The 23,953-nt window shown below is 71.7% G+C and carries 19 protein-coding genes; 7 read left to right on the forward strand and 12 right to left on the reverse strand.

Annotation, left to right across the window (positions count from 1 at the left end; all coding sequences use genetic code 11):
- Nucleotides 1-58: 58 nt before the first annotated feature.
- On the reverse strand, nt 59-886 hold the full coding sequence (locus tag RM788_RS07520; protein WP_315930801.1) for a hypothetical protein: 828 nt from the start codon (nt 884-886) through the stop codon (nt 59-61).
- Nucleotides 887-2,324: 1,438 nt separating this feature from the next.
- Between RM788_RS07520 and RM788_RS07525 the strand changes: the two genes are divergently transcribed.
- The 3 genes from RM788_RS07525 to RM788_RS07535 all read left to right on the forward strand — a co-directional run bounded on the left by RM788_RS07525 (nt 2,325) and on the right by RM788_RS07535 (nt 5,181).
- On the forward strand, nt 2,325-2,978 hold the full coding sequence (locus tag RM788_RS07525) for an ABC transporter ATP-binding protein (protein ID WP_315930802.1): 654 nt from the start codon (nt 2,325-2,327) through the stop codon (nt 2,976-2,978).
- Nucleotides 2,975-4,294, forward strand: a complete 1,320-nt coding sequence (locus RM788_RS07530) for a DUF6297 family protein (RefSeq protein WP_315930803.1) — start codon at nt 2,975-2,977, stop codon at nt 4,292-4,294. Before RM788_RS07525 ends, RM788_RS07530 begins: the two co-directional genes overlap by 4 nt.
- Before the next feature lie 71 nt (nt 4,295-4,365).
- Nucleotides 4,366-5,181 carry a DUF899 family protein gene (locus RM788_RS07535; RefSeq protein ID WP_315930804.1) on the forward strand — a complete coding sequence of 272 codons (816 nt, stop codon included), beginning with the start codon at nt 4,366-4,368 and terminating at the stop codon, nt 5,179-5,181.
- Nucleotides 5,182-5,241: 60 nt separating this feature from the next.
- Here RM788_RS07535 and RM788_RS07540 read toward each other — a convergent pair whose 3' ends face one another.
- The 4 genes from RM788_RS07540 to RM788_RS07555 all read right to left on the reverse strand — a co-directional run bounded on the left by RM788_RS07540 (nt 5,242) and on the right by RM788_RS07555 (nt 14,468).
- On the reverse strand, nt 5,242-10,725 hold the full coding sequence (locus RM788_RS07540; protein ID WP_315930805.1) for an ATP-binding protein: 5,484 nt from the start codon (nt 10,723-10,725) through the stop codon (nt 5,242-5,244).
- Nucleotides 10,726-11,152: 427 nt separating this feature from the next.
- On the reverse strand, nt 11,153-11,743 hold the full coding sequence (locus RM788_RS07545; RefSeq protein WP_315930806.1) for a hypothetical protein: 591 nt from the start codon (nt 11,741-11,743) through the stop codon (nt 11,153-11,155).
- A gap of 40 nt (nt 11,744-11,783) precedes the next feature.
- Entirely contained in the window at nt 11,784-12,839 is a 1,056-nt protein-coding gene (locus RM788_RS07550; protein WP_315930807.1) for a dipeptidase, read from the reverse strand.
- 285 nt (nt 12,840-13,124) lie between these two features.
- Nucleotides 13,125-14,468 carry a serine hydrolase domain-containing protein gene (locus RM788_RS07555; protein WP_315930808.1) on the reverse strand — a complete coding sequence of 448 codons (1,344 nt, stop codon included), beginning with the start codon at nt 14,466-14,468 and terminating at the stop codon, nt 13,125-13,127.
- A 379-nt stretch (nt 14,469-14,847) separates the two neighbouring features.
- Between RM788_RS07555 and RM788_RS07560 the strand changes: the two genes are divergently transcribed.
- A complete protein-coding gene (locus RM788_RS07560) occupies nt 14,848-15,354 on the forward strand; it encodes a pyridoxamine 5'-phosphate oxidase family protein (protein WP_315930809.1) in 507 nt (168 codons plus the stop codon).
- Nucleotides 15,355-15,375: 21 nt separating this feature from the next.
- Here the strand turns inward: RM788_RS07560 and RM788_RS07565 are convergent, their stop codons facing one another.
- Entirely contained in the window at nt 15,376-15,978 is a 603-nt protein-coding gene (locus tag RM788_RS07565; protein WP_315930810.1) for a TetR/AcrR family transcriptional regulator, read from the reverse strand.
- A gap of 93 nt (nt 15,979-16,071) precedes the next feature.
- Between RM788_RS07565 and RM788_RS07570 the strand changes: the two genes are divergently transcribed.
- Entirely contained in the window at nt 16,072-16,812 is a 741-nt protein-coding gene (locus RM788_RS07570; RefSeq protein ID WP_315930811.1) for a 3-oxoacyl-ACP reductase family protein, read from the forward strand.
- Between the two features lie 25 nt (nt 16,813-16,837).
- Here the strand turns inward: RM788_RS07570 and RM788_RS07575 are convergent, their stop codons facing one another.
- From RM788_RS07575 to RM788_RS07590, 4 genes are read right to left on the reverse strand one after another with little or no spacing between them, the layout of a single operon-like run.
- Nucleotides 16,838-17,803: an anti-sigma factor RsbA family regulatory protein gene (locus RM788_RS07575; protein ID WP_315930812.1), complete on the reverse strand. Its 966-nt coding sequence runs from the start codon at nt 17,801-17,803 to the stop codon at nt 16,838-16,840.
- Complete coding sequence (locus tag RM788_RS07580; RefSeq protein WP_315930813.1) at nt 17,800-18,639, reverse strand: MEDS and STAS domain-containing protein; 840 nt, start codon at nt 18,637-18,639, stop codon at nt 17,800-17,802. The genes RM788_RS07575 and RM788_RS07580 overlap by 4 nt, the downstream gene beginning before the upstream one ends.
- Nucleotides 18,640-18,675: 36 nt before the next feature.
- Nucleotides 18,676-19,128, reverse strand: coding sequence for an SRPBCC family protein (locus RM788_RS07585; RefSeq protein WP_315930814.1), 453 nt, complete (start codon nt 19,126-19,128; stop codon nt 18,676-18,678).
- A gap of 23 nt (nt 19,129-19,151) precedes the next feature.
- The gene (locus tag RM788_RS07590; protein ID WP_315930815.1) at nt 19,152-19,580 is read right to left on the reverse strand and encodes a hypothetical protein; all 429 of its coding nucleotides are present in this window, start codon (nt 19,578-19,580) and stop codon (nt 19,152-19,154) included.
- 366 nt (nt 19,581-19,946) lie between these two features.
- Between RM788_RS07590 and RM788_RS07595 the strand changes: the two genes are divergently transcribed.
- The gene (locus RM788_RS07595; protein WP_315930816.1) at nt 19,947-21,074 is read left to right on the forward strand and encodes a S1 family peptidase; all 1,128 of its coding nucleotides are present in this window, start codon (nt 19,947-19,949) and stop codon (nt 21,072-21,074) included.
- A 114-nt stretch (nt 21,075-21,188) separates the two neighbouring features.
- On the opposite strand, the gene RM788_RS07600 is transcribed toward RM788_RS07595, so the two are convergent.
- Nucleotides 21,189-22,136 (reverse strand): TIGR03557 family F420-dependent LLM class oxidoreductase, encoded by a 948-nt coding sequence (locus RM788_RS07600; protein ID WP_315930817.1) that lies wholly within the window; start codon nt 22,134-22,136, stop codon nt 21,189-21,191.
- A gap of 68 nt (nt 22,137-22,204) precedes the next feature.
- Nucleotides 22,205-23,611 carry an FAD-dependent oxidoreductase gene (locus tag RM788_RS07605; protein ID WP_315930818.1) on the reverse strand — a complete coding sequence of 469 codons (1,407 nt, stop codon included), beginning with the start codon at nt 23,609-23,611 and terminating at the stop codon, nt 22,205-22,207.
- Between the two features lie 162 nt (nt 23,612-23,773).
- Here RM788_RS07605 and RM788_RS07610 point away from each other — a divergent pair, with 162 nt between their 5' ends.
- Nucleotides 23,774-23,947, forward strand: coding sequence for a CsbD family protein (locus tag RM788_RS07610; protein WP_315930819.1), 174 nt, complete (start codon nt 23,774-23,776; stop codon nt 23,945-23,947).
- Nucleotides 23,948-23,953: the final 6 nt, after the last annotated feature.

A 23,953-nucleotide genomic window follows, 5' to 3' on the forward strand; every position in this document is an offset into this window, starting at 1 on the left:
CGGCGCGTGACCGCGCGGAGCGGTCACGGCGCGCCGAGGTGAGGGGAAGCGGTGGGCGCTAGTGCAGGATGTAGAGCGCGACCAGGAACAGCAGCATCTGCGCCATCAGGGCCGCGACGAGGATGCGGGACATGGATGAGGGGTCTTGCCTCACGGACTGGGCGGGGAACGCCGGGACGACGTCCGGTTCGACCTGATCGGGGGCGAGCCCGGAAGACTCGACGGGGGCAGGCGGTTCCGCGGAATCCGCCTCGACATCGCCGACCGGGTCCATCGGTTCGGTGATCTCGCCGGGCGCCGCCTTCGGCGCCCGCGTCACCGCGGCCAGGCGGTCCCACTCGACCGCCCACCGCTCGGCCTGCTCGAGGGACTGCCCGCACCCGACGACGAACAGGACCACCTGTTCCCTGCGGGTGGGAAGCGTCTTCTTCCGGCACATGTAGTGCACCGTGGACTTGGGCAGTCTGCTGGTACCCGCCAGTTCGGAGATCTGCTTGAACGAACGGCCCGAGAGCAGCCTGAGTCCGTCCATCGCCAGTACGTAGTCCGCCTCGGTCGCGGCGGCACGCGCCCTGGACAGTGCGTCGCTGGTGTGCGACATCGTGATGGGTCCTTCTCGTCGAGTGGCGCCCCGCCGACCGGGGGTCGTCGAGGCGCAGGTGTGGCGGACGACGGCGTGCGGCGCGTCGAGGTGGACGCCGGGCGACCGTCGATGGCGTGCGGGCGAGGAGGGGTGGTTGGCCATGAGCAGTCGGTGCCACCACGCGATCTCGTCCTCGGCCACCATGCAGGCCTTGAGCACCGCCTCGGCGCCCCGCCAGGTGAGGCGGGGGCCGAGGCGCAGGTCTGGGAACACCCCGACCGGAAGACCGGTGCGGGAGGCCATCCACTCGTTGGAGGGACAGCCCGCGGTTCGCCAGGCCCTCAGCACACGTCCGTGGAGCTTCCGGAAGGCTTCACCGGGAGTCCTCGGGTATGTGCCGGCCATCGTTAGCGGGTCGCTCGGCGCGTCGGAGTGGCACGACCACCGGGTGGACGGCGTAACAACGCGGTCGAGGAACCCGGTCGCGGAAGCGACCGGTGGGCGGGAGCAGACATGCTTCCCCTTCGTCGGGCGGTAGCCGGGTGGGTTGACCTGGGCGTGTGAGCGGACGGTCCGGCGCTTGTCGACGTCGTCGAATTGCCGAACCACCGGGGGCCAACCCGGCAGCCTCTTCGACATCGTGTCGCGCTGGACCGTCGGTAGCGATCCTAGCCCTCGGTTCCGGCCGCAACACCTCCCCCTTTACCGGAGCCCCCATTCAACCGAGTTCCGCTCAACTTCGATGCACATTTGAACCACTCCAGTAAAGGCCATATGACCCATTCACTCGAACGTGTCATTTGATTAGCCCCAAGGTGCGATTCCCCTGATTGGACGGCACGGGCTCCAACAGGTGATGAAGTCGGACACTCGTCCAAGGAACTCGCGTTTTCCCTGATCGGACGACTGGACGGCACCCGGACGACGGGACGGCCGCGCTGGTCGCCGATGGTGCTCTGGACTACCTTGACCTTTGCGCCCCTCTTCGTCGAGACGGAGGGCGGGAGCAGATCCCCGTGGCAGAAGCCTGTTGACCTGGGCAGCTCGGGCGCCGCGGCGGGTCGCTGGGCCAACAGCGACCCGCTGCGGCCACCACTCGCATTTCGCCTGGTACCTCCAACACGGGCGCGCTCGAGCGTCCAGCCGATGATCATCCGCTTCGGGTACCCGCATTCCCTCGAACGTGAGCACTCCACACCTGTCGCTCACGGTGTGGACCGGTGGCACGTCCGCCCCGTCCACAACAGACAGTCACCTACCACTTCGCACAGTGGCGAATACGCCTTTATGGTGACGTGCATCACATTTCATTACTTGATGCCAAACTTGCTCATTCATCAATTCCGCAACCCCCGTCACGGGGAATGGGAGCGCTCCCGCATCGCAGTACAAGCGTTCGCTTAAGCGTGCTGTGCGGGTGACCTGCTCATTGCCCGGTCAACCATTTTTGCGGAATCGCAGTACCTCTCCGAGCACGGAGTGCCAACAAACCATCGAACCGATCAGCAATGCCCGAACAAGACCATTGGTCATACCAATCGCCAGACATTGGCATGTAGCGCAATGGCCTTCCAGTGCGATTGACCAGACGTGGACAGCGACGAGCACACGAGCGTGAACAGGGTGATGCGGGCGATACCGGCCCCACCCGAACCCGACCGACCCGACGGGCGGCGATGGGCCGTCCGATAGCGTCGGCGGTCTCCATCGACCGCCGAGCACGAGAAGAGCGTCCGGGCCAGTGGCACATCCCGTCGGTGAACGCGCTGGTCAAGCAATCCTGGACGTCCGCCGCCTGACCAAGGCGTTCGGCGGGCTCACCGTGCTGCGGCAGGTGTCGTTCAAGCTCCACCCCGGCCGCGCCACGGCGGTCGTCGGCCCCAACGGAGCCGGGAAGTCGACGTTGCTGCACTGCGTGGTGGGGTCCGCGGTGGCCGACTCGGGGGCGGTGCTGTTCGACGGGGCGGTGCTCAAGGAGTCGTCCGCCGACGTGCGGGCGGCCATGGCGTCGGTGTTGGACGACTTCGACTTCTTCCCCGACCTGTCCGTCGCGGAGCACCTGGGCCTCTACGCCCACGCGCACGGCACCGACAACCCGGACGACGTCGTGGCGGAGGTGCTGGACGACCTGGGGCTGGAGGCGGTGGGCGATCAGCTGCCCGCGACGCTGTCGAGCGGGCAGCGGCGGCGGCTGGCGTTGGCGTCGTGCTTCGTGCGGCCGAGGCGGCTGCTGGTGCTGGACGAGCCGGAGCAGCGGTTGGACGTGGCCGGGCGGCTGTGGCTGGCGGAGCGGTTGCTGGCGGAGAAGGCGGCCGGGGTGGCGGTTCTGCTCGCGACGCACGACGCGGCGCTGCTGGAGGCCGTGGCGGACGACCGGGTCGACGTGGGCGCGTGAACGGGGCGGAGCTGCGGCGGTTGCTGCGCTGGTACCGGGCCGACCCGCGGTCGTGGCGGGCGCGGCTGTCGGACCTCTACGGACAGGCGCTGTACGTGGTGATCGTCGGCGGGCTGGTGGTGTCGGCGGCGCGCAGCGGGGTCGGGGCGGTGGCGACGGCGGCGCCGGTGCGGTCGCCGGACGTGTTCCACTGGATGACGGCGGTGACGGCGCTGCTGGTCGCGGCGCTGCTGTGCCGGATGGCGGTGGTGTTCGGGCCGGTGCTGGTGTCGGGGGCGGCGCAGTCGTGGCTGCTCAGCACGCCCGTTGACCGGCGGTCGCTGCTGGCGCCGCGGTTCTTCGCCCTGCTGGGCGTCGGCGCGGTCGCGGGCGCGGCGCTCGGGGTCGCGGTGGCCCCGCCGGTGGCGCTGGTGGGCGCGCCGGTCGGCGTGCTGGTGTGCGCGGCCCTGGTCGACGCGCAGGCGAGCCGACGGGGAGCCGCCGTCACGAGGCACGTGACGACGGTGGTGATCGTCGCGCAGGTGGTGCTGCTCGCCGTGCTGGCCGTGATCCCCGACCTGCCGTGGCCGCACCTCGCCGCGACGATCCCCGCGGCCGTCACGGCGGTGGTGTGCGCCGCGGTGGCCTCCTGGCACGCGCACCGGACCCTGACCGCGCTGACCCGCGGCTCGCTGTCCGCCGGCTCGGAGATCGCCACCGCGACGGCCACCGCGACCACCTGGCTGAACCCGACTCTGCTGTCCGACACGGTGGTCACCCGGCAGGCGCGGGCGGCGGGCGCGGTGCGGTCGGTGCGGTTCCGCGGCGGCCGCGTCCGTTCGCTGCTGCGCGCCGACCTGACCCGGCACCGCCGCGGGCCGCTGGGGCTGGTGGTCTTCTGCGCCCTGCTCCCGGTTCCCTACCTGGTCGACCGGGTCGCCGCGCCGACCGTCACGGCGGCGGTCCACGTGGTCTGCGTCTACCTGGTCGCCGACCGGTTCGCCCGCGGCCTGCGGGTCGTGGGGCGCTCCCCCGCGCTGCGCCGGGCCCTCGGCGGCTCCGACACCGCGTCCACGCTGGTCCACCTCGCGCTGCCGACCACCGCGGCCCTGCTGTGGACGCTGGCCACCGCGCCGGTGCTCACGCCCGTGCACGCGGCGCTGTCGGTGCTCGGGTCGGTCGCCGCCGTCTACCGGGGCGCGACCAAGCCGCCGATGGAGTACTCCTCGCCGCTGCTGGACACGCCCATGGGCGCGATGCCGATCGGGATCATCGCCCGGATGCTGCGCGGTCCGGGTCTCGTCGTGGTCGTCGCGGTGGTCCAGCTCTCGTTCTGACGACAGCGACGAGTTCCGGCCCGTTCGGGAGTCTGCACTTGTGCCGGACACCCGACACCGCGGAGGACACCATGACGACCACGCCGGACGACCCGACGAGCACGCTGCCCGGCAAACCACCCGTTGTCGACCTGGCCACCTGGCAGGCCGCCCGTGACGAGCTCCTGGTCCGCGAGAAGGCGCACACCCGCGAGGGCGACGCCATCGCCGCCGCCCGCCGTCGCCTGCCGATGGTGGAGTTCGACGGGACGGTGGAGGTCGTCGGCCCCGACGGCCCGGTGCCGTTCCTGGACCTGTTCCAGGGGCGCGACGAACTCGTGGTCTACAAGCACATGTGGCACGACGGCGCACCGCACCAGGGCCAGTGCGAGGGCTGCACCACCACGGCCTGGCACCTCCAGGACGCCTCCTACCTCAACGTCCGCGGCGTCTCCTACGCCGTCTTGGCCCCCGGCCCGTGGGACGAGGTGGCCCCCTTCGTCGAGTTCATGGGCTACACCCAGCCCTGGTACTCGGTGCGCGGCGTCCCGGAGCCGGTCGGGGGCGAGATGGGGTACCTCACCTGCTTCCTGCGCGACGGCGACCGCGCGTTCCTCACCTACTCCACGACCGGCCGCGGCCCTGAGCGGGTCAACGGGTCCATGGGCCTGCTCGACATGACGCCCCACGGCCGCGGCGAGGCGTGGGAGGACCTGCCCGAGGGCAGGCCGGTGCTCGGCCACGTCAAGGAGGAACTCCCGGCCGACGGCGGCGGCCGGTCCTGCTGGTACTGGCGCACGGACGCCGACGGCGTCGCCACGTGGGGTCCGACCGGCCGCCCCGTGCCGCAGTGGACCCGCCCCGGCGCGACCCCCGTGGAGACCCTCGGCCGCAGCGGCCACCACTGACCTGGAAACGCGGAAGGGGCCGGGGAAACAAGTCCCCGGCCCCTTCCGCTGGTCACACGACTACCGCTCGAGGCCCTTCTCGATGGCCTCGATGATCCGCGGCCGCAGTTCGGCGCAGCTGATGATCGCGTCGACCGAGCCGACGTCCACCGCGCGCTGGACGCTGTGCACGCGGTCGAACTCGGTGGCGACCTCGCTGAGCTTCTCCGCCCGCACCGACGACCGCGTCTCCGCGAGCTCGGTGGTGAGCGCGGCCCGTTCGCCGCCGCTGGACCCGGCCAGCCTGGCCTCGACCTCGCGGACCCGCGGGTCGTTGCCGGTGCGCTTGTCGACGTCGCGGGCGAAGACCACGGCCGCCGCGGGAGCGCCGCCGATCACCGAGGCGAACGAGCCCTCGACGGCCAGCACGGTCATGTTCGGGTTGAGCGCCTTGGAGAACACCACGAACGCGCCGCCGTGGTAGCGCGAGATCACGCAGAACACGATGGGGCCCTTGAAGTTCACCACCGCGCGGCCGATCTCGGCGCCGTACTCCAGCTGGAGCTTGCGCATCGACTCCGGCGAGCCGTCGAACCCGGAGAGGTTCGCCAGCACCACCACGGGCCGGTTGCCGCTGGCCGCGTTGATCGCGCGCGCCGCCTTCTTCGACGAGCGCGGGAACAAGGTGCCCGCGGTGTAGGTGTCCGGGCCGTCGGTGGGCGGGAAGCCGCGGCGGGGGACCGAGCGGGACTCGATGCCCACCAGGCACACCGGGCGCCCACCGAGGTGGATGTCCTGCACGGCCGCGGTTTCCGCGTCCGCCATGCCCGCCCAGCGCTCCAGGACCGGGTGGTCCTGGTCTGACAGCGCGCGCATCACGGTGCGGATGTCGAACGGCTTCTTGCGGTCCGGGTTGAACTGCGCGGAGAAGATCTGGCCCACGGTGGTGAACTCGCTGTCCGCCACGGCGTGCGGGAACGAGGACACGTCGCGGTCCAGCGGGTCGGTCGTCGGCGTGGCGCGGGGACCGGACTCGCCGGGCGCGACGTAGCTGTGGTCGTAGTGCGACATCAGCACTTCGCGCGCCGAGCGCAGGTCCGGCGCCCAGTACTGCGCCTGGCCGTTCGGGCCCATGATCCGGTCGTAGCCGCCGATGCCGTGGTTGTCCTCGGCCGAGACGCCGCCGGAGAAGTCCAGCGACTGCTTGCCGGTCAGCACCATCGCCGAGTCCGGCGTCATGACCAGGATGCCCTTGGTGTGCATGAGCATCGTCGCTTCGGCGTTCCAGTACGGCTGGGCGCCGACGTTGATGCCCGCGACCACGATGTTGATCTCGCCGCCGTCCTGGGTGAAGTTCACGATCCGCTTGAGCGCGGCCGCCACCCAGTCCATGTTCTCGGTACCGGAGTCCATCGAGATCCGGGCACCGGCCGAGAGCGCGAACCACTCCAGCGGGACCCGCATCTCCTCGGCCAGGTCCAGCGCGGCGATGACGCGCCTGCACTCCGGCTCCGACAGCGCGCCGAGCGCCTTCGTCGGGTCGCCCAGCAGCACGACGCGGGTCATGCCCTCCGGGTGGCGCGAGGTCGGCGTGCTGACGACACCGGCGACGAGCGCCGCGGTGTTGCCGCCGCGGGCGCGGTCGGTCGGGACGAGCTTGCCCGCGGCGTCGAGGTCGTGCTCGACGAACGTGCCGAACGGGCCGGAGAGCATGCCGGTCAGCTCGTAGGGGTACACCGTGCCGCGGCTGTGCGCCCGCAGCACCTCCTGGCGGTAGTCGTCCAGGGGCTCGATCGGCTCGGTCGGCGGCAGCACCACGGACAGCCGGACGCCCGCGCCGACGTCGTAGCCGATCCGGACGGCGATGTCGACGAGCTCACCGGTCGCGGGGTCGCGGCGCCTGCCGAGGAACAGCACCTCTTCCAGGTCCGCGCCCGCGGTCGTCGGCATGACGCGCTTGGCGATGACGTTCAGCTCGTCCGGGCTCAGGTCGACCGACGGCCACACGTAGATGACGATCCGGTTCGTGGGCGACCGCTTCGCGCCGGGCTTCTTCGCCCGGCGGATGGCGTCGAGGCAGGTGGCCAGGATGTCCTCGGCCGCGGGCAGGGCGACGAGCCTGCCCTCGTCGTCGCGCAGCGGGGTCAGGTCGCGGACCTGGCCGAGCGCGACGAGCCGCTCGTCGGACTTGTTCTGCTTGGCCTGCGCCCGGAAGAGGTAGACCTCCTCGTCGGGCGAGGGCAGCCGGGTCAGGTCGAACGCGCGCAGCCTCTCCAGCTGCATGCGCTCGGCGATGCGCGGGTGCAGACCGCGCAGCAGGCGCTCCTCGGTGAAGCCGTCGGGCGAGGGGCGGAACGTGAAGTGGTGGTGCATCACGGCGCCGCTGTTGCCCGCGACGGTCGTGGTGATCCGGCCGACCCGGTCCGACGGGTGCTGCGCGGCCAGGACCTCGCCCAGCTTCGCGGCCATGGCGTCGGTGTCCTCCGGGCCGTCGGCCCAGGTCAGGTAGAGGTCGGCGACCAGGTCGCCGTCCCCGGCGAACTCGCCGAGCGCCCGCACGGCCTCCGGCAGCGCCGGGAAGTCGACGGCCGTGGTGACGACCTTGCCGTCGCCCGCGGCGGACCGGTGGTCGGCCACGACGAACGTGCAGCCGCCCACCGTGCTGACCCGGACGTCGCTCAGGGCGCGGTTGCCGTAGTAGCGGCGGGTCAGGACCTCCAGCAGCGGCACGGGGTCCGCGCCCTCGCGGCCGATGCGCTGCCCGACCAGCCGGACCAGCGGCTCGGCGCTGGCGACCATGGCCGAGATCCGCTCGGCGCGGTCGGCGGCGTCGGGGTTCAGGTCGAGGTGGCGCAGGTGCTTGCGCACCGCGGTGTAGACCTTGGCGCGGGTGCGGCGCAGCAGCGGCTGGGCGAACCAGCCGAACACCACGCCGCGGGCCAGGTCGGACACCGCGGGGAAGCGGACCTGGGTGGCGGCGACGAGGTGCTCCAGGGCGAGGCCGACGGTCACCCGGTCCGCCTCGGCGGGCGGGCCCTCGGTCAGCCACTGGCGCAGCAGGGTCGTGATCACGCCGACGTCCGAGGACGAGCGCTGCTGGGCGAGGAAGACGCGGAAGACCGCGTCCTCCAGTTCCGGCGTGCGCTCCAGGCCGTCCACGCCGTAGTGCGCGAGCACGTGCGTGAGGCGCAGGCGGAAGCCCTCCGACAGGCCCGCGCGGTCCGCGTCGAGGCTCTGGAGGTAGGTGTGGAAGTACTCGCGCGGGCTGTGCACCGAGGAGTCGGGCTTCGACTCCTCGCCCACGGGCCGGTTGCGGCTCAGCTCGCACAGGTCGGCGAAGAGCTGCACGAGGCCGCTCTCCCCCACCAGCGGGCGCTGACCGGCCGACGCCAGCTCGGCGCGGGCCTTGAGGTAGTCCGACAGCAGGCGACCGGCGTCGACCGGGTCGACGTCGTAGCCCAGCAGCATGCTGCGGAGGTCCTGGAGGCCGTTGGCGGCCCGCGTCCGCGCCGGGGTGTCGGAGGCCTCGGCGGGCAGCTCCAGGGCCGCGGCAGGCGCGGCGGCAGCGGGGCTCGCGGCCTCGTCGTCGTCGCTCACGGGCTCCAGGCGCAGCAGGCGGGCGCCCACCTCCACCTGGCTGCCGACCTGCACCGCGATCTCGCGGAGCCTGCCGCGGAACGGCGCGCGCAGCACCGTCTCCATCTTCATGCTCTCCACGACCAGCAGCGGCGCGCCCGCCTCGACCTCGTCGCCGACCTGCAACGGCGTGGCCACCACCAGCGCGGGGACGGGCGAGCGGACGATGCCGCCCTCGTCGCGGCTGATGCGGTGGGTGACGCCGTCGACCTCGACCTGGTGGACGGGACCGTGCGTGCCGGTCACCACCCGGAAGCGGACGCCGTTGACGATGAGCTGGCCGGAGTGCCTGTCGAAGCGCTCGACGTCCACGTCGGCCGAGTGCTCGGGGCCGCCCGCGGAGACGCCGACCCGGAACCGGCCGCGGCCGACGCGGGACACCTGGACGCGGTAGCCGACCTCACGCAGCTTCAGCTCCAGCGCGCGGCCGGTCTCGTGCTGGGCCTGGGGACGGCCGCCGTGCGCGGTGGTCAGCAGGCGCTGCCGCGACACGACCTCCTCGTCCTCGTAGGCCTCGATGGCCGCGGCGATCAGCGCGACGGCGGAGTTCTTGTGCGTGACGAGGCCGCCCTGCGCGCGGACCCGGTCGATCCAGCCGGTGTCGGCGGAGCCGTCGATCACGGCGGGCTCGTCGAGCAGGTCCCGGACGAAGCCCTTGTTCGTGACGCCGCCCGCGATGATGACGGTCGTCTCGGTCATGGCGCGGCGCAGCCTGGCCAGCGCCTCGGCGCGGTCGCGGCCGTGGGCGATGATCTTGGCGATCATCGAGTCGAAGTCGCCGGGGATGGTGTCGCCCTCGCTGAACCCGGTGTCGACCCGGATGCCGGGACCGCTGGGCAGCGACAGGCGGACGATCCTGCCGGGCGACGGCGCGAAGTCGCGGTCGGGGTCCTCGGCGTTGAGCCGGGCCTCCACGGCGTGACCCCACTCGGCGGGCGCGTCGCCCTCCAGCTTGCCGCCGGACGCGACGTGCAGCTGCGCCTTGACCAGGTCGACACCGGTGGTGATCTCGGTGATCGGGTGCTCGACCTGGAGACGGGTGTTGACCTCCAGGAACGCGAACAGGCGCTCACCGGGGTGGTACAGGAACTCGACCGTGCCCGCGCCCTGGTAGTCCACGGCCAGCACGAGCCGTTCGGCGGCCGCCTTCAGCTCGGCGACCTGGGCCGGGTTCAGCACCGGGGAGGCGGACTCCTCGATGATCTTCTGGTTGCGCCGCTGCACGGAGCAGTCGCGCACGCCCAGGGCCCAAGCGGTGCCCTGCCCGTCGGCGATCACCTGCACCTCGACGTGGCGCGCGCCCGTGACCAGGCGTTCCAAGAAGACGACACCGCTGCCGAACGCCCGCGCCGCTTCCTGGCGGGTCAGCTCGTAGGCGGCGGTCAGGTCCTCCTCGGAGGCCACCATGCGGATGCCGCGGCCACCGCCGCCCGCGGTCGCCTTCAGCATCAGCGGGTAGCCGATGTCCTTGGCGGCCTTGAGCGCGGCGTCGAGGTCGTCGACCGGGCCGCCGCTCCACGGCGCCACCGGCACGCCGACCTGCTCGGCGATCAGCTTCGAGCCGATCTTGTCACCGAGCTTGCGCATGGCGTCGGAGCTGGGCCCGACGAAGGTCACGCCGATCTCGTCGCACAGGTCGGCGAAGTTCGGGTCCTCGGCGACGAAGCCCCAGCCGACCCAGGCCGCGTCGGCCCCGGTCTCCAGGAGCGCTCGCCGGAGGACCGCGTGGTCCAGGTAGGGGCGGGCCGACGCCGGACCGAGGTCGTAGGCGAGGTCGGCCTCCCGAACGAAGGTGGCCGTCCGATCGGAGTCGGTGTACAGGGCGACGGTCTCGATCCGTGTCCCCAACTCCGCGGCTAGGTCCCGAACGGCGTGGATGAGCCGCATGGCGGCTTCCCCACGGTTGACGATGGCAACACGACTGAACACTGAACGGGCCTTTCGGAGACAACGAACTGGACGGCCGTCGCCGTCGCAACGGGAGTACACCCTCTCGGCTGCCGACTAGTACGGGTATGGCGATCGCAACGCGTGTCAGGTGCCCTGCGTTGTAAGGATCCGCCAAAAACCGGGGCGTCGACAACCCCTAGCGAGCCCCTTCGGCACCCCCTACGGCCCACGCGGTGTGATGTGCGCCCCGTGCCGCCACCGCGTGTGAACCCAGCGTGTGGCCGACCACGCCGAACGTGCCTGGGACATCGGCCGTTTTGTCGGACTGCGACAAAGAACCGTTCACACCGCCGACACGCGGACGGGCGCGCGGCCCGGATCACGGGCGTACCTGCGGGTTCCCGAACGCGCCCGCCGGGCAGGGGGGCGCGTCCGCAGCGCCGGGAACGACAGCGAGGGGACTTCCTCAGTCGACCGCCATGCGCTGCGCGTGCCGGGGCGGCGGGGAGATCCGGTCCCGCGTCCGGGCGAGCGGGATCATCGCGACCAGCAGGCAGGCGCCCGCAACCGGGATCAGGTCCAGCGAGAAGATCGTGAGGGCGGAACCGACCAGGACGAGCACCGGGCTCCACCAGGGCAGCCGCAGGAGGATGGTCAGCGCCAGCAGGCCGAGGTGGAGCAGCGGCGGACCGACGACGTAGAAGAGCAGGTGCGCGCCGGGGAGGTCCCCGAACCGGCCGCTGATCTCGTTCATGCCCGCCTTGTCGGCGGCGAGCAGGCCCGCGACGACGTCGACGACGAACTGGACCACCGTGGTGGCGGCGCCGACGAGCGCCACGACGACCGCCGCGTCCCGGCCCCGCGTGCGCGGCAGGGAACGCCACAGCGCGACCAGCGCGGGGATGAACACCAGCAGCCCCACCAGGTTCACGACGTGCGCGGCCTGCCAGTCGGGGCCGGGCCCGTAGCGGCCGTCCACCCGGCCGATCAGGCGGACGACCCCGTAGGCGGCGAAACACACCGGCAGGGCGAGGAGACCGGCTCCGGCGAACTTCATGGAGCGACCCTGGCACGCGGAGCGCGCGACCGGATCGGGGTCATCCCCCCGTTCCACCCCGGTGTGCGACCCCGGAGAACGTCGGGGGACCACCGCCCAGCACGCGGACCAGGTTGCCGCCGAGCACCTTGCGCACCACCGGTTCGGCGAGCCCCCGGCGCAGCAGGGCGTCGGTGATCATCGGCATCCCGGCAGGACCCCCGAGGCCGGGGATCAGCACCTCCGCGTCGACCCCCTCGACGGTCAGCGGCCGGTCGCAGGCCGGGACCTTCTCGTCGAGGACTTCCGCCACGAAGTCGCTGCCCAGCCCGGCGTGGTCCTCCCCCGCGACCGCCACGACGTGCGCGATGTGGTCGGCCAGGTGGTCGACGGTCGGCTTCTCCTCGGTGAGGAACCCGGCGAAGAAGTTGACGCACACCACGCCGCCGGTGGCCGCGACGCCGCGCAGCTCGTCGTCGGTGAGGTTGCGGTGGTGGTGGTGCAGCGCGTCGGCCGACGAGTGCGTAGCGACCACCGGGCGGGTGGCCAGCTCCAGCACGTGCTCGACCCCGCCGCGACCCAGGTGCGACACGTCGACCAGCACGTCGAGCGACTCCAGCAGCCCGACCGCCTCGACCCCGGCGCGGGTGAGCCTGCTGCCGGAGGCGTTCTCCGCCGACCCGTCGGCGAGCATCGACCGGCCGAAGTGGGTGAACGACACGGCCCGGACCCCCAGGCGCGCCAGCGTGTTCAGCAGTTCGACGTCGTCGTCGACCTGCGGGCAGCCCTCCAGCGCGAGCACGAGCGCCATCCGCCCCGAGGCGAGCGCGTGGTCGATCTCGGCGCCGGTGCGGCACAGCGCGACGACGTCGGCGTTGCCCTCGGCGATCCGGTGCGCCGCCTCGATCATCCGCAGCGTCGCCCGCCACGCCCCTTCCGGGCGGAACTCGTCGTCGACGAACACCGGCAGCACTTGCACGTCGACCCCGCCCTCGCGCAGCTGCGGGTACCAGTGGTGGCGGAAGTAGTCGGCCCAGACCGCACGGGGGCGGCGCGCCACCAGCATCAGGAGGTCGTTGTGCGCGTCCGCCACGACCGCGTCGAAGTGGAGGTCCATCGGGTCCATCGTCTTCCCCTGTCCCGCCGGGAGGGTGTACCGCCTGATCCTCGCGGGTGTGGCAAGCCCCGGCGGGACACCAATGGCGGACATCGCCCGCGATGATCACCCGTTGCGGGCGGTCGCGCCCGGCCCGGTGATCACCGAGCGCGACCTGGAGCCGTCCGCGCTCCCGTCGTCCGCGGCCTTCGGCCGTTCGCCGGCCGCGGGGACACGTCCTGGTGAGACGGTCGCCGGCAAGATCACCTGGTCGGGTGCGGACCGACAGGTGGCCGGTGTCGGGACTCAGGCGGTCTTCGGCACCGCCCGCATCGCGAAGTGCAGGTACGGACCGGCGCCCGCGGGCGTGTAGAACACCAGCGGCAGCCACTCCTCCTCGTCGTGCACGCGGCCCGCGAACAGCGCGTCCGTCACCGGCACGAAGTCCAGCTCGTGGGGCGGCAGCAGGTCCGCGGTCTCCCCGACCCACCGGTACCGCCTGTGCAGCCGCCCGTCCCGGTCGGTCAGCTCGAAGTCGAGCCCCGCGCTGCGGTAGGTGCCGAGGTGGCCGGAGAAGTCCACGACCGGCGGCGCGTCGGGCGGCGCGAAGTGCGGCATCCGCACACCCGCCAGTTCCTCCAGCAGCTCACCGAGCACCGACTCGAACAACCCGCCGACCGCGCCCCCGTTGGTCAACAACGCCATCGCGACCCCCTTGTCGGGCACCGCGTACAGGTTCGCGTACTGCCCGATGGTCGCGCCCCCGTGCCCGATCACCGGCCCGCCGGGCCAGTCGAACAACTCCCACCCGAGCCCCCAGTGCGTCGCCGCCCGCCACCGGTTGGGCACCTCGGCCTCCGGCCGCCGCATCTCCTCGACCGACCCGGCCCCCAGGATCCCGGCCCCGCCGTCGAGGTGCGCCTTCGCGAACCGCACCACGTCCGCCGCCGTCGCGCAGATCCCGCCCGCGGGCCCGATCGACCGCGGCAGGCTCCACACCGACGCGGGCTCCGGATCGAGGCCGGGCTCCCCCACGTGCCCCATCGCCGCCCGGAACCGCAGCACCTCCTCCGGCAACGTCATCGTGTGCGCCAACCCGAGCGGCCCGACGATCCGCTCCTTGAGAACCTCGTCCCACACCTGCCCGGCCAGCACTTCCACGACCCGCCCCAGGATCTTGAACCCGCTGTTGCAGTACGACAGCGTCGCCCCCGGCGCGTGGTTCTGCCCCAGTCCCGCACACGCCTCCACGTACCTCGCCACGCAATCGTCCCCACGCCCCGTGTCGTGGAAGAAGTCCCCGTCGATCCCGCTCGTGTGCGTCAGCAGCTGCCGCACCGTCACCGACTTCGTCGCCTCGGCGTCCGCCACCGCGAACTCGGGGAGCACGGACAGCACCGTCGCGTCCAGCTCCAGCACCCCGGCTTCCACCAACTGCATCACCAGCGTGGCCGTGTACACCTTGCTGACCGACCCGATCTGGAACACCGAGTCAGCGGTCACCGCCACCCCGGTCCCCCGGTGCAACACCCCCGTCACCAACTCGTGCACCTGCCCGTCCACCAGCACCGCCAACGACGCCCCCGGCACCCGCTGCCGCGCCGCCACCTCGTCCAGCCGCCCCTGCCACCGCACCACGTCGAACGTCATCCGCTTCTCCCCCGGTAGAGATCATCAGCTCCAGGGTGCCGGCGTCCGGAAAGATCGGGGAGGTCAAAAGTCCTTGCCAAACCCGACATGTGCGGTTCGGCGTCGTGGGACCGGCCGAATGGACGGATCGCGTTGTCCGGTCATCGACAAATCCGGTGCGACCCGTAGGGCAGACCGTCATGAACGCGCCCCCACCCATCCGCGAACCCGCATCGCGGCCGGATTTCGCCTCACCACCGACAAGCTGAACGAACTTTCCGAACTAGGAGGTTTAACACCCACCCCGCCCCACCACAACGACAACCTGCTCCCCGAGGAGTGCGAACACCCCCGACGGGGAACCCCGGGGGTGTTCCGTTCGCGACCACGAGGAGTGCGCATGACCAAGGCAACGACCGGGGCCGAGGCTCACGACGACGAGGTGCGCAAGCTCGCCGGGTTGGCCTCGGACATCCGCGTCGGCATGCTGACCACCATCGACGAGAGCGGTCGTCTGATCAGTCGGCCGATGGCGCAGCAGGAGGTGGAGTTCGACGGTGACCTGTGGTTCTTCGCCGAGCGCGATTCGCGCAAGGTCGCCCACATCGCCGCTGTGCCGGAGGTCGGGGTCACGCTCACGACGAAGGACAAGTGGATCTCGATCTACGGCACCGCGGAGCTGGTCGACGACCCGGCGAAGACGCGCGAGCTGTGGAACGGCTGGGTCGAGGCGTGGTTGCCGCAGGGCCCCGAGGACCCGAACGTGGCGCTGATCAAGGTGACCGCGCGGTCGGCCGAGTACTGGGACACGCCCGGTGGGCGGATCGCGTCGGTGCTGAGCTTCGCGAAGTCGAAGATCAGCGGTGAGCGCTACGACGGCGGCGACCACGGCACGGTCGAGCTGTAGCACCGCGGCCGCACCCCCGTGTCACGGCGCGGGGGTGCGCTCGGGCCAGGCGGCCATCGCGCCGTCGACGATCGCGTCGAGGTCCGCGGCCGTGGCGCCGTCGCGGGCTTCGAGCGACAGGCTGCTCAGGACCGCGGTGTAGAAGGTGGCCATCGCGTCCACATCCGCGCCAACCACCAGGTCGCCGTCTTCGACACCGCGGCGCAACCGCTGCCTGATCAGCTCACGGCCGTGCCTGCGAGCATCGGCCAAGTGCTCGCGGACCCCCTGGTCCGAGCAGTTGAACGCCGCCAGCACCACGAGGCACCCGCGCGGATGGCCCGGTTCGAGGTAGGCCGCCGCGTTGCCCCGCAACGCCGACTCGACGGCACCGCGCGCCGTGGCGCCCGAGGCGAGCGCTCGGCCGGTGAAGCCGCCCGCGGTCCCCCGGTAGAGCGCGACGGCCTCGCGGAACAGCGCCTCCTTGCTGCCGAACGCCGCGTAGAGGCTCGGCGAGCCGATGTCCATCACGGCGGTCAGGTCCGCCATCGACGCGCCCTCGTACCCGCGCTCCCAGAACAGCCGCATCGCCCGCTCCAGCGCGGTGTCGCGGTCGAACGAACGCGGACGCCCTCGCGGTGACATGGCCCACCTTTCTCTGTCGATCGACACAGAAGTCGTTGACACGCGACTGTACCCACCGCAATTCTGTGCCAACCACTACAGAATTGAGGTGTCGTGCTCCCACTCGACGGCAAGACCGCGCTGGTGACCGGAGGAAGCAGGGGCATCGGCGCGGCCATCGCACTGCGCCTCGCACAGGACGGCGCCGACGTGGCCCTGACCTACGTCTCGTCCGAGCGGGCGGCCGCCGATGTCGTCAGCCGAATCGAGGCGCTCGGCCGCCGGGCGGTCGCCATCCGGGCCGACAGCGAGGACCCCGACGCCGTCATCGCCGCCGTCACGACGACCGTCGACACCCTCGGCGGCCTCGACGTGCTGGTCAACAACGCGGGCATCGTCGTCCGCGGCCCGCTCGGTGAACTGACCGTCGCCGACATCGACCGCACGCTCGCGGTCAACGTCCGCGCCGTGCTCGTGGCGATCCAGGCGGCCGTCGGGCACATGACCGGCGGCGGTCGCGTCATCACCATCGGCAGCAACGTCGCCGACCGCATCCCCTGGCCGGGCGCCACCCTGTACGCCGCAGGCAAGTCCGCGCTCATCGGCATGACCAAGGCCCTGGCCCGCGACCTCGGCCCCCGCGACATCACCGCCGTGGTCGTCCAGCCGGGCCCCACCAACACCGACGCCAACCCGTCCGACGGGCCGCGCGCGGCCGCCGCCATCAGCCGCACACCCCTCGGCCGCTACGGCGAGCCCGACGACGTCGCCAACACCGTCGCCTTCCTCGCGGGCCCCGGCGGACGCCACATCACCGGCACCGCGATCACCGTCGACGGGGGCGTGAACGCCTGAACCCGGTCCGGCGAGTCCCGGAGGCTCAGTCCGCCAACCGCGGCGGCCCGGCCACGACGCGCACGGTGAACCCGTCGTCATGCCGGTCCAACGTCACGTAGCTGCACGTCTGGTAGGTCAACCACAACCCCAGCCCCGCGGTCGCGGTCTTGGTCGTGGGCACCAGCCCCACCGTGGGGTCGACCGGGCCGCTGCCGCCGTCGGTCACGGTCAGCACGAGGTGGTCCGCGTCGGCCCACAACCGGAACCGGACGGGCGCGCACCCGTGCGTCAACCCGTTGGTGACGGCCTCGCTGGCGGCGAACACGAGATCGTCCACCTCGGACGCCGACACCGTCGTCGCGGCGGCGGCGTCGCGGACAGCCCGGCGCACGGCCGACGGCGACGGGTCGATCAGCAGGAGCGAGGGCGACCGCTGCTCCAGGACGTCGGGCCGCGGCCTGCCGCGGTTGACGAAGAACTCCTCCGGCCGCACGAACCGGCTGTTCCGGACGTGCCTGCCGTCGGCCGAGGCGATCACCGGGTGCGTGCGCTCCACATCGGCCAGCACCTCGGCAGGGGTGGTCCGGGTGTCGTACGGGCACAACCCCCACAGCTGGAACTCGTCGAAAGCCCGGTTGACCGCCGCCTCGTACCGCGCCCACCAGTCCCACGGCGCCCCGGTGCCGGGATGCGGCACGTCCCCGATCACCCTGATCTGGGGAGCGCCGGTACCGGAGAGCGACGCGAACTTGTCCCGGAACCTCTTGATCGCGCTCGTGGGCCTCGAGTACTGGTCCGCACCGGGCAGGAAGTCGATCCCGGAGACGTCGCCCACGGCTTCGCGCACGAGCTTCTCGTTGTCGTACGAGCAGGCCACGACCGTCGGTTCCCCGGCTTCCAGCCCATCCCGCACGAACGGGACCACGAGCGACACGAACTCCTCGTCGGAGCCGTAGAACGCGGTCTCGTGGAAGTAGCCCACGTGCCCGTGCGCCGCTCCCGATCTCATGAGCACGCCTCCACCCTCACGTCCACGATGTCCAGGAGCCCCAGCAGCCGGGCGGGACCCGCGCGCAGCCCGCGCAGCGTCAGCGAGCCGCCGTCGCGCCGGGCGAAGTCGAACAGGGCGAACAGTCCGTGGTGGTCGGTGAACGTCAGACCCGCCACGTCCACGACGAGTTCGCCACCCGATCGCGGCCGGGTCCTGCCCAGCGCCGTCGGCAGCAGTTCACGGCCCCGGAAGTCCAGCTCGCCGCCCAGCACCATGGAGTCGTCCGACTCGGCGTAGAGCCAGAACGGGGTGGCGCCCGTGCTCGCCGCAGGGTGCAGGCAGGCGATCTCCGCCACCACGTCCGCGCCCAGCACGCCGCGGTCGTACCCGCACAGCGCGCTGTACGGCCTGGTCGCGGTGAACCGGTTGACGAGGGGTTCGTACGCGCAGAACGCGTCGATCTGGGCCGCCGACCCGACGAGCGGGGTGACGTCCGCGGCGACCCGCAGCCCGCCGAACCCGTCGGCCAGCGCGGCCTCCGTCGCCTCGGCGTACGCGCGGACCTGCTGCTCCGGCTCCACGGCCTCGTCGGTCCGGTACCGCTCGTCCAGGCTCATGACCTGCAACGAACCGATGCGCAGGGCGCGCTCGACGTCCGGCAGTCCACTGAGGTCGGCGATCAGCTCCTCGACCGGCTTGGGCGCGACGTAGCAGACCCGCTGGCCCAGTTCGAGCCCTTCGGCCAGGAACTCGACACTGCGCGCGACGAACTCGGCGGGGTCGTCGAATGACCAGCAGACGTGGTCGTGCGGCCCGAACCCCCGAGCGCTGTCGACCACACCCGCCATTCTCATCCCGCCATTTTACCCGCAGGGCACGTCCGACGTGCGTCAGGCGTTCCCCGAGGTCGCCGGGAGCGACTCGATCGCCTCCGTCATGGACTTCGCCGTCGCGTCGCCCAGCATCTCGAACTCCGACTTCAGGAACGGGTCGGCGACCTTCGCGAGGCCGTGGAACACGATGTGCGCGTGGTAGGTGATCTCGGTGCCGCCGTCGACCGGGGCGAGGGTGATGTCGTCGGTCGAGGTCGCGGTCTTGTTGTCCCCCACGAACGTCAGCCGCCGGTCCTCCAGCCGCTCCAGCCGGTAGGCCAGCCTGGTCTCCTTGCCCTTGAACTCGGAGACGTTGTGCCACTGCGACCCGACGCCGATGGGTCCGGTGTCGACGCGGGTGCACGACACGGTGCCGGGATCCCACTGCTCGGCGTGGCCGAAGTCCTTGAGGTAGTCCACGACGACCTCGACGGGCCGGGTGACGGTGAAGGTCCGTTCCACGTTGACCACTGGTACTCCTCTGCTGCTCGGGTTCAGTCGGACGGGTCGAGTCGTTGCCCCGGCGCGCCGGGGGTGGTGTTGCGCTCCTTCATCTCGGCTTCGGCCACGTGCCGGGCACCGCCGACGAGCTGGTCGCGGACCCGGCGCTCCCAGTCGCGGAACGCCTGGTGGTACCCGTCCTCGTACTCCTCGACGAGCTGGAAGGTCCACCGGCCGGGCACGACGTTGCGGCCGACCAGCTCCTCCTCCAGAGCATCGGCCAAGCCCGCGTGGCCCGCCTTCCGGAGCAGCTCGGCGGCGTGTCCCGCCTTCGCGTCGGCGCTGCCGCTGAGCTGGTGGAAGTCGAACAGCCTCCCGCGCGCGCGTTCCGCGGTCTCGAACGCCTCGGTCAACGCGCCCACGGCCTCGACGGTCGCGTCATCGACCCCTTCGGGCCGTCTTCCTCCCACTCGCGCGCTCATGGGACGCGGGTTACCCCGACCGGACGGGTTCCACTCGCCCCACCGGCGGTCCGTTCCACAGTGGATAGCGCGGAAGTGGACAGCCACAGGACATCACAGAAGGTTATGGGCGCTGACGGATTGACCTCAGCGCTCGCCGTTGGGACAGTGGCCGTGTCGGGAATGCCGGGTTGCCGGGGAGCGGGACGCTCGTTGTATGGAAGCGCTCTCATCCCTAACCCGTGGTGGGAGGCCGTCGCACTCGAACGACGGTCGACCTCGCCGAGCTCCACCCTCCTGCGGCGGAGCTGCGCCCGACTCCGCGGTGCCGAGCCCCCAAGCCCTCGTCACCGCGACTCCCTGTGCACAGACGAACGGAGTACATCCATGCGACAACGAGCGTTGACCCGACTGGGTCTCACCGCGCTGCTCGCCGTGGGAGCGTCGGTGGGCCTCGCGCCCACCACCCTCGCCGCCCCCTCGGTCGCACCGGACATGGTCGCCGCCATGAAGCAGGACCTGGGCCTGACCGACCAGCAGGCGCGGAACAGACTCGCTCGCGAATCGGTCGCCACGCAGGTCGCGCCGAAGGCCCAGCAGGCCGCCGGTGACGCGTTCGCGGGCACCTGGTTCGACGCCGACAAGGGCAAGCTCGTCGTCGCCCTGACCGACTCGTCGAAGGCCTCGGCGGTGCGCTCGACCGGCGCCGAGACCACCGCGGCCACCCACACGATGGCCAAGCTGGACTCCACCCGCCTGCGGCTCGACGCGCTGTCCAAGGCGGGCTCCGTCCCGTCCGGCGTCAGCGCCTGGCGCGTGGACCCGCGCACCAACAGCGTCGTGGTCGACGTCCAGGAGGGCGCCGACGTCAGCGCGTTCCTGGACAAGGCCCGCGCGGCCGGTCCCGTCACGGTGAACACCAAGGGCGTCCAGGCTCCGCGGACGTTCGCCGCGGGCACGGTCGGCGGCGACCCTTACTACGTCGGCCCGTACCGCTGTTCGATCGGCTTCTCGGTCGCCGGCGGCTACGTCACGGCGGGCCACTGCGCCGCCGGTGACGGTGTCGCGTACGGCTGGGACCGCTCCTACCAGGGAAACTTCGCGGGCTCGTCCTTCCCCGGCAACGACTACGCGTTCGTCCGCACCAGCGGCGGCTGGTGGAACGCGCCCGTCGTGCTGGGCTGGGGCACCGTCAGCGACGCCCTCGTCCGCGGGTCGTGGGAAGCCCCGGTCGGCACCTCGGTGTGCCGCTCCGGGTCGACCACGCACTGGCACTGCGGCGTGATCCAGGGCCGCAACGAGACGATCAACTACGCGCAGGGCGCGGTCTACGAGATGGTCGGCACCAGCGTGTGCGCCGAGGGCGGCGACTCCGGCGGCTCGTTCATCACCGGTGACCAGGCCCAGGGCGTCACCTCCGGCGGCTACGGCAACTGCAGCGCCGGTGGCCGCACGTGGTTCCAGCCGGTCAACGAGATCCTCAGGGTCTACGGCCTGAGCCTGCTCACGGCGTAGGCGAGAACGGAACCGCCCCGCGGGTCGTCATGCCCGCGGGGCGGTCCCCGTCCTGGTGCGCAGCGTCCTGGCCGTGATCACCGTGGCACATGTCCGCGGCGACGTGCCCGGTGGTCACACCCCCGGTGCGACCTCGTTCCGCCAGAAGTCGAAGAACCCGTCCTGACCGGGACCGATCTGCTGCACGTAGACCTCGTCGTAGCCCGCGTCGGCGTACTGGCGCAGGCTCTCCAGGTAGCGCTTCGGGTCGGGGCCGGTGGGCAGGGCCTCGGCCACCATGTCCTCGGTGACCAGCGTGGACGCCTGCTCGAAGTGCTTCGGCGTCGGCAGCACCTGCGCCAGTTCACCGGGCAGCTGCTCGTTCGCCCAGAGCCGGTGGGCCGTCTGGACGCCCTCGCGCTCGGTGGGCGCGTGGCAGACCTTGAACCCGCCCTGCGCGGGGCCCTTGCCGCCCGCGGCGCGGTACTTCCCGATCAGCTCGGCGTCGGGCATGGTGCTGCAGAACCCGTCGCCGATGCGGGCCGCCAGTTCCGCCGACTTCGGGGCGAACGCCGAGACGTAGATCGGCACGGGCTGCTCGGGCAGCGTGTAGAGGCGGGCGTTCTCGACGGTGTAGTGCTTGCCGTGGTGGTCGACCTCCTCGCCGGTGTGCAGCGCGCGGATGACCTCGACGGCCTCCTCCAGCATCTCCAGCCGGATCGGGGCGGGCGGCCAGCCGTCACCGAGGATGTGCTCGTTGAGCGCTTCGCCCGAGCCGACGCCGAGCGTGAACCGGCCTTCGCACTGCACCGCGGCGGTGGCGGCGGCCTGGGCGACGATCGCGGGGTGGATGCGCACGGTCGGACAGGTGACTGCGGTGGTGATCGGGAGGGTCGTCGCCTCCGAGAGCGCGCCGATCACCGACCACACGAACGGGCTCTGCCCCTGTTCGCCGTTCCACGGGTGGAAGTGGTCGGAGATCCACAGCCGCTCGAACCCCGCCTCCTCCGCGAGCCTCGCCTGGCGGACCAGTTCTCGCGGCCCGAACTCCTCGCACGACAGGAAATATCCGATGCTCACCATGGGGATCGGATACCCCGTGGCGCGGCGCCGAATCGCGATTCCACTGTGGACGGCCCCTTCGAGGTCACCTACTTGGGCGCGCGGCGCGGCAGCGGTTTGGTGGCCGGTCCCTCCAGGACGTTGCCGTCGACGTCGAACCTGGACCCGTGGCACGGGCAGTCCCAGCTGGTCTCGGCGTCGTTGAACGCCACCAGGCAGCCGAGGTGCGTGCAGCGCATCGACACGCCGTGCAGCCCGCCGTCGTGGTCGCGGTAGACGCCCATCTTGCCCAGCCCGTCGCGCACGACGTGGGCCTGCCCGGCGGGCAGGTGCTCGCTGGACGACGCGTCGGCAGGCCTGATCCGGTCGCCCACCAGGTCGAGGCCGGTGGAGGCGTTCATCTTCAGCAGGTCCGGCAGCGACTTGAGCGACACCCGGTGCGGGTTGAACGTCGAAGCCCACGGGTTCTCCTGCCCCGCGACGGCGTCGGCCAGAATCCGGGCGGCGAACGTGCCGGTGGCCAGGCCCCACTTCATGAACCCGGTGGCCACCTGGAGCCGGTCCGAGCCGGGCAGGTAGCCGCCGATCATGGGCAGCTGGTCGTAGGAGCTGGGGTCCTGGGCGGACCAGCGGTTCGCGACCCGGTCGACGTCCCAGTGCTCGCGGGCGAACGCCTCCAGCTTCTCGTACGGGTGGTCGGGGCGGTCCCCCGCCGGGTGCGCCTGACCGCACACGATCAGCTTGCCGTCGTACGCGCTGAGCGACCACGACGGCGAGCCCGCGCTGATCGCGAGCCCGGTGGGCGGCTCGCCCGAGGCGAGGGTCACCGCGATGCCGTAGGACCGGGTCGCCTCCAGCCGGGCGAAGTACAGGCCGCGGTCGAACACCGGGTAGTGCGTGGCGACCACGACCCGGCCCGCGGAGACCACGCCGTCGGCGGTGTGCACGCGGCACGGGTCGCCGTCCTGGAGGCGTTCGACGCGGCTGTGCTCGAACACCGCGGACCCGTCGCCGTCGACCGCGTCGGCCAGGCCGAGCACGTAGCGCAGCGGGTGCAGCGCGATCTGGTCGTCGAGCCGCACGGCGGCGTGGACGGTGAACGGGACGTCGAGCCCGGCGTCGGCGGTGACGGGCAGGCCCGCCGCGCGGGTGGCCGCCAGCTCGTCCTCGACGGCGCCGACCTCGTCGGGGGTGTAGGCGTAGGTGAACGCGGGGGCGCGGCGGAACCCGCAGTCGATGCCCAGTTCACGCACGAGGTCCGCGATCAGCTCCACACCCGCCGCGCTCGCACGGGCGTAGGTGCGGGCGACCGCGGTGTCGTGCCTGGCGACGATCTTGGAGTACACAGTGGACTGGAGCGCGGTGACCTTGGCCGTGTTGTTGCCCGAGGCCCCGCTTCCGACTCTGCCTGCCTCGACCACGGCGACCGAGAGCCCCTGCCGCTTGAGCAGGAGGGCGGTCGTGAGGCCCGCTATCCCGCCGCCCACCACCGCCACGTCGAAAGCTTGCGTGCCGCGCAAGGTCGGGCGAGCCCTGGCCGGCATCGCTTCGAGCCAAAGGGATTCACGTGCAGCAGTGGTGTCCACACGCGGTCAGGTACCCCGAATCCCGCGGGGCACTCCGGTTTGGGGTCGGGAAGACGAGGGCATCCACCCGATATGGGTACTGACGACAAGATCGACGCGAAGGCCGACGAGCTCAAGGGCAAGGCGAAGGAGACCGTCGGTCGCGCGACCGACGACGAGGAGCTGGAGGCCCAGGGCCACAGCGACCAGGCCAAGGGCAACCTCAAGCAGGCGGCCGAGAAGGTCAAGGACGTCTTCAAGAGCTGAGCGCAC

It is taken from the genome of Umezawaea sp. Da 62-37 (assembly GCF_032460545.1).
In the GTDB taxonomy this organism is placed as follows: Bacteria; Actinomycetota; Actinomycetes; order Mycobacteriales; family Pseudonocardiaceae; genus Umezawaea.

Excerpts from the sequence above, each read along its gene's own strand:
- RM788_RS07590 (WP_315930815.1), bottom strand. The coding sequence starts at position 19,580 with ATGAGCGCGCGAGTGGGAGGAAGACGGCCCGAAGGGGTCGATGACGCG.
- RM788_RS07610 (WP_315930819.1), top strand. The coding sequence starts at position 23,774 with ATGGGTACTGACGACAAGATCGACGCGAAGGCCGACGAGCTCAAGGGC.
- RM788_RS07550 (WP_315930807.1), bottom strand. The coding sequence starts at position 12,839 with ATGGACCTCCACTTCGACGCGGTCGTGGCGGACGCGCACAACGACCTC.
- RM788_RS07535 (WP_315930804.1), top strand. The coding sequence starts at position 4,366 with ATGACGACCACGCCGGACGACCCGACGAGCACGCTGCCCGGCAAACCA.
- RM788_RS07565 (WP_315930810.1), bottom strand. The coding sequence starts at position 15,978 with ATGTCACCGCGAGGGCGTCCGCGTTCGTTCGACCGCGACACCGCGCTG.
- RM788_RS07575 (WP_315930812.1), bottom strand. The coding sequence starts at position 17,803 with ATGAGATCGGGAGCGGCGCACGGGCACGTGGGCTACTTCCACGAGACC.
- RM788_RS07600 (WP_315930817.1), bottom strand. The coding sequence starts at position 22,136 with ATGGTGAGCATCGGATATTTCCTGTCGTGCGAGGAGTTCGGGCCGCGA.
- RM788_RS07560 (WP_315930809.1), top strand. The coding sequence starts at position 14,848 with ATGACCAAGGCAACGACCGGGGCCGAGGCTCACGACGACGAGGTGCGC.
- RM788_RS07545 (WP_315930806.1), bottom strand. The coding sequence starts at position 11,743 with ATGAAGTTCGCCGGAGCCGGTCTCCTCGCCCTGCCGGTGTGTTTCGCC.
- RM788_RS07520 (WP_315930801.1), bottom strand. The coding sequence starts at position 886 with ATGGCCTCCCGCACCGGTCTTCCGGTCGGGGTGTTCCCAGACCTGCGC.
- RM788_RS07580 (WP_315930813.1), bottom strand. The coding sequence starts at position 18,639 with ATGAGAATGGCGGGTGTGGTCGACAGCGCTCGGGGGTTCGGGCCGCAC.
- RM788_RS07555 (WP_315930808.1), bottom strand. The coding sequence starts at position 14,468 with ATGACGTTCGACGTGGTGCGGTGGCAGGGGCGGCTGGACGAGGTGGCG.
- RM788_RS07595 (WP_315930816.1), top strand. The coding sequence starts at position 19,947 with ATGCGACAACGAGCGTTGACCCGACTGGGTCTCACCGCGCTGCTCGCC.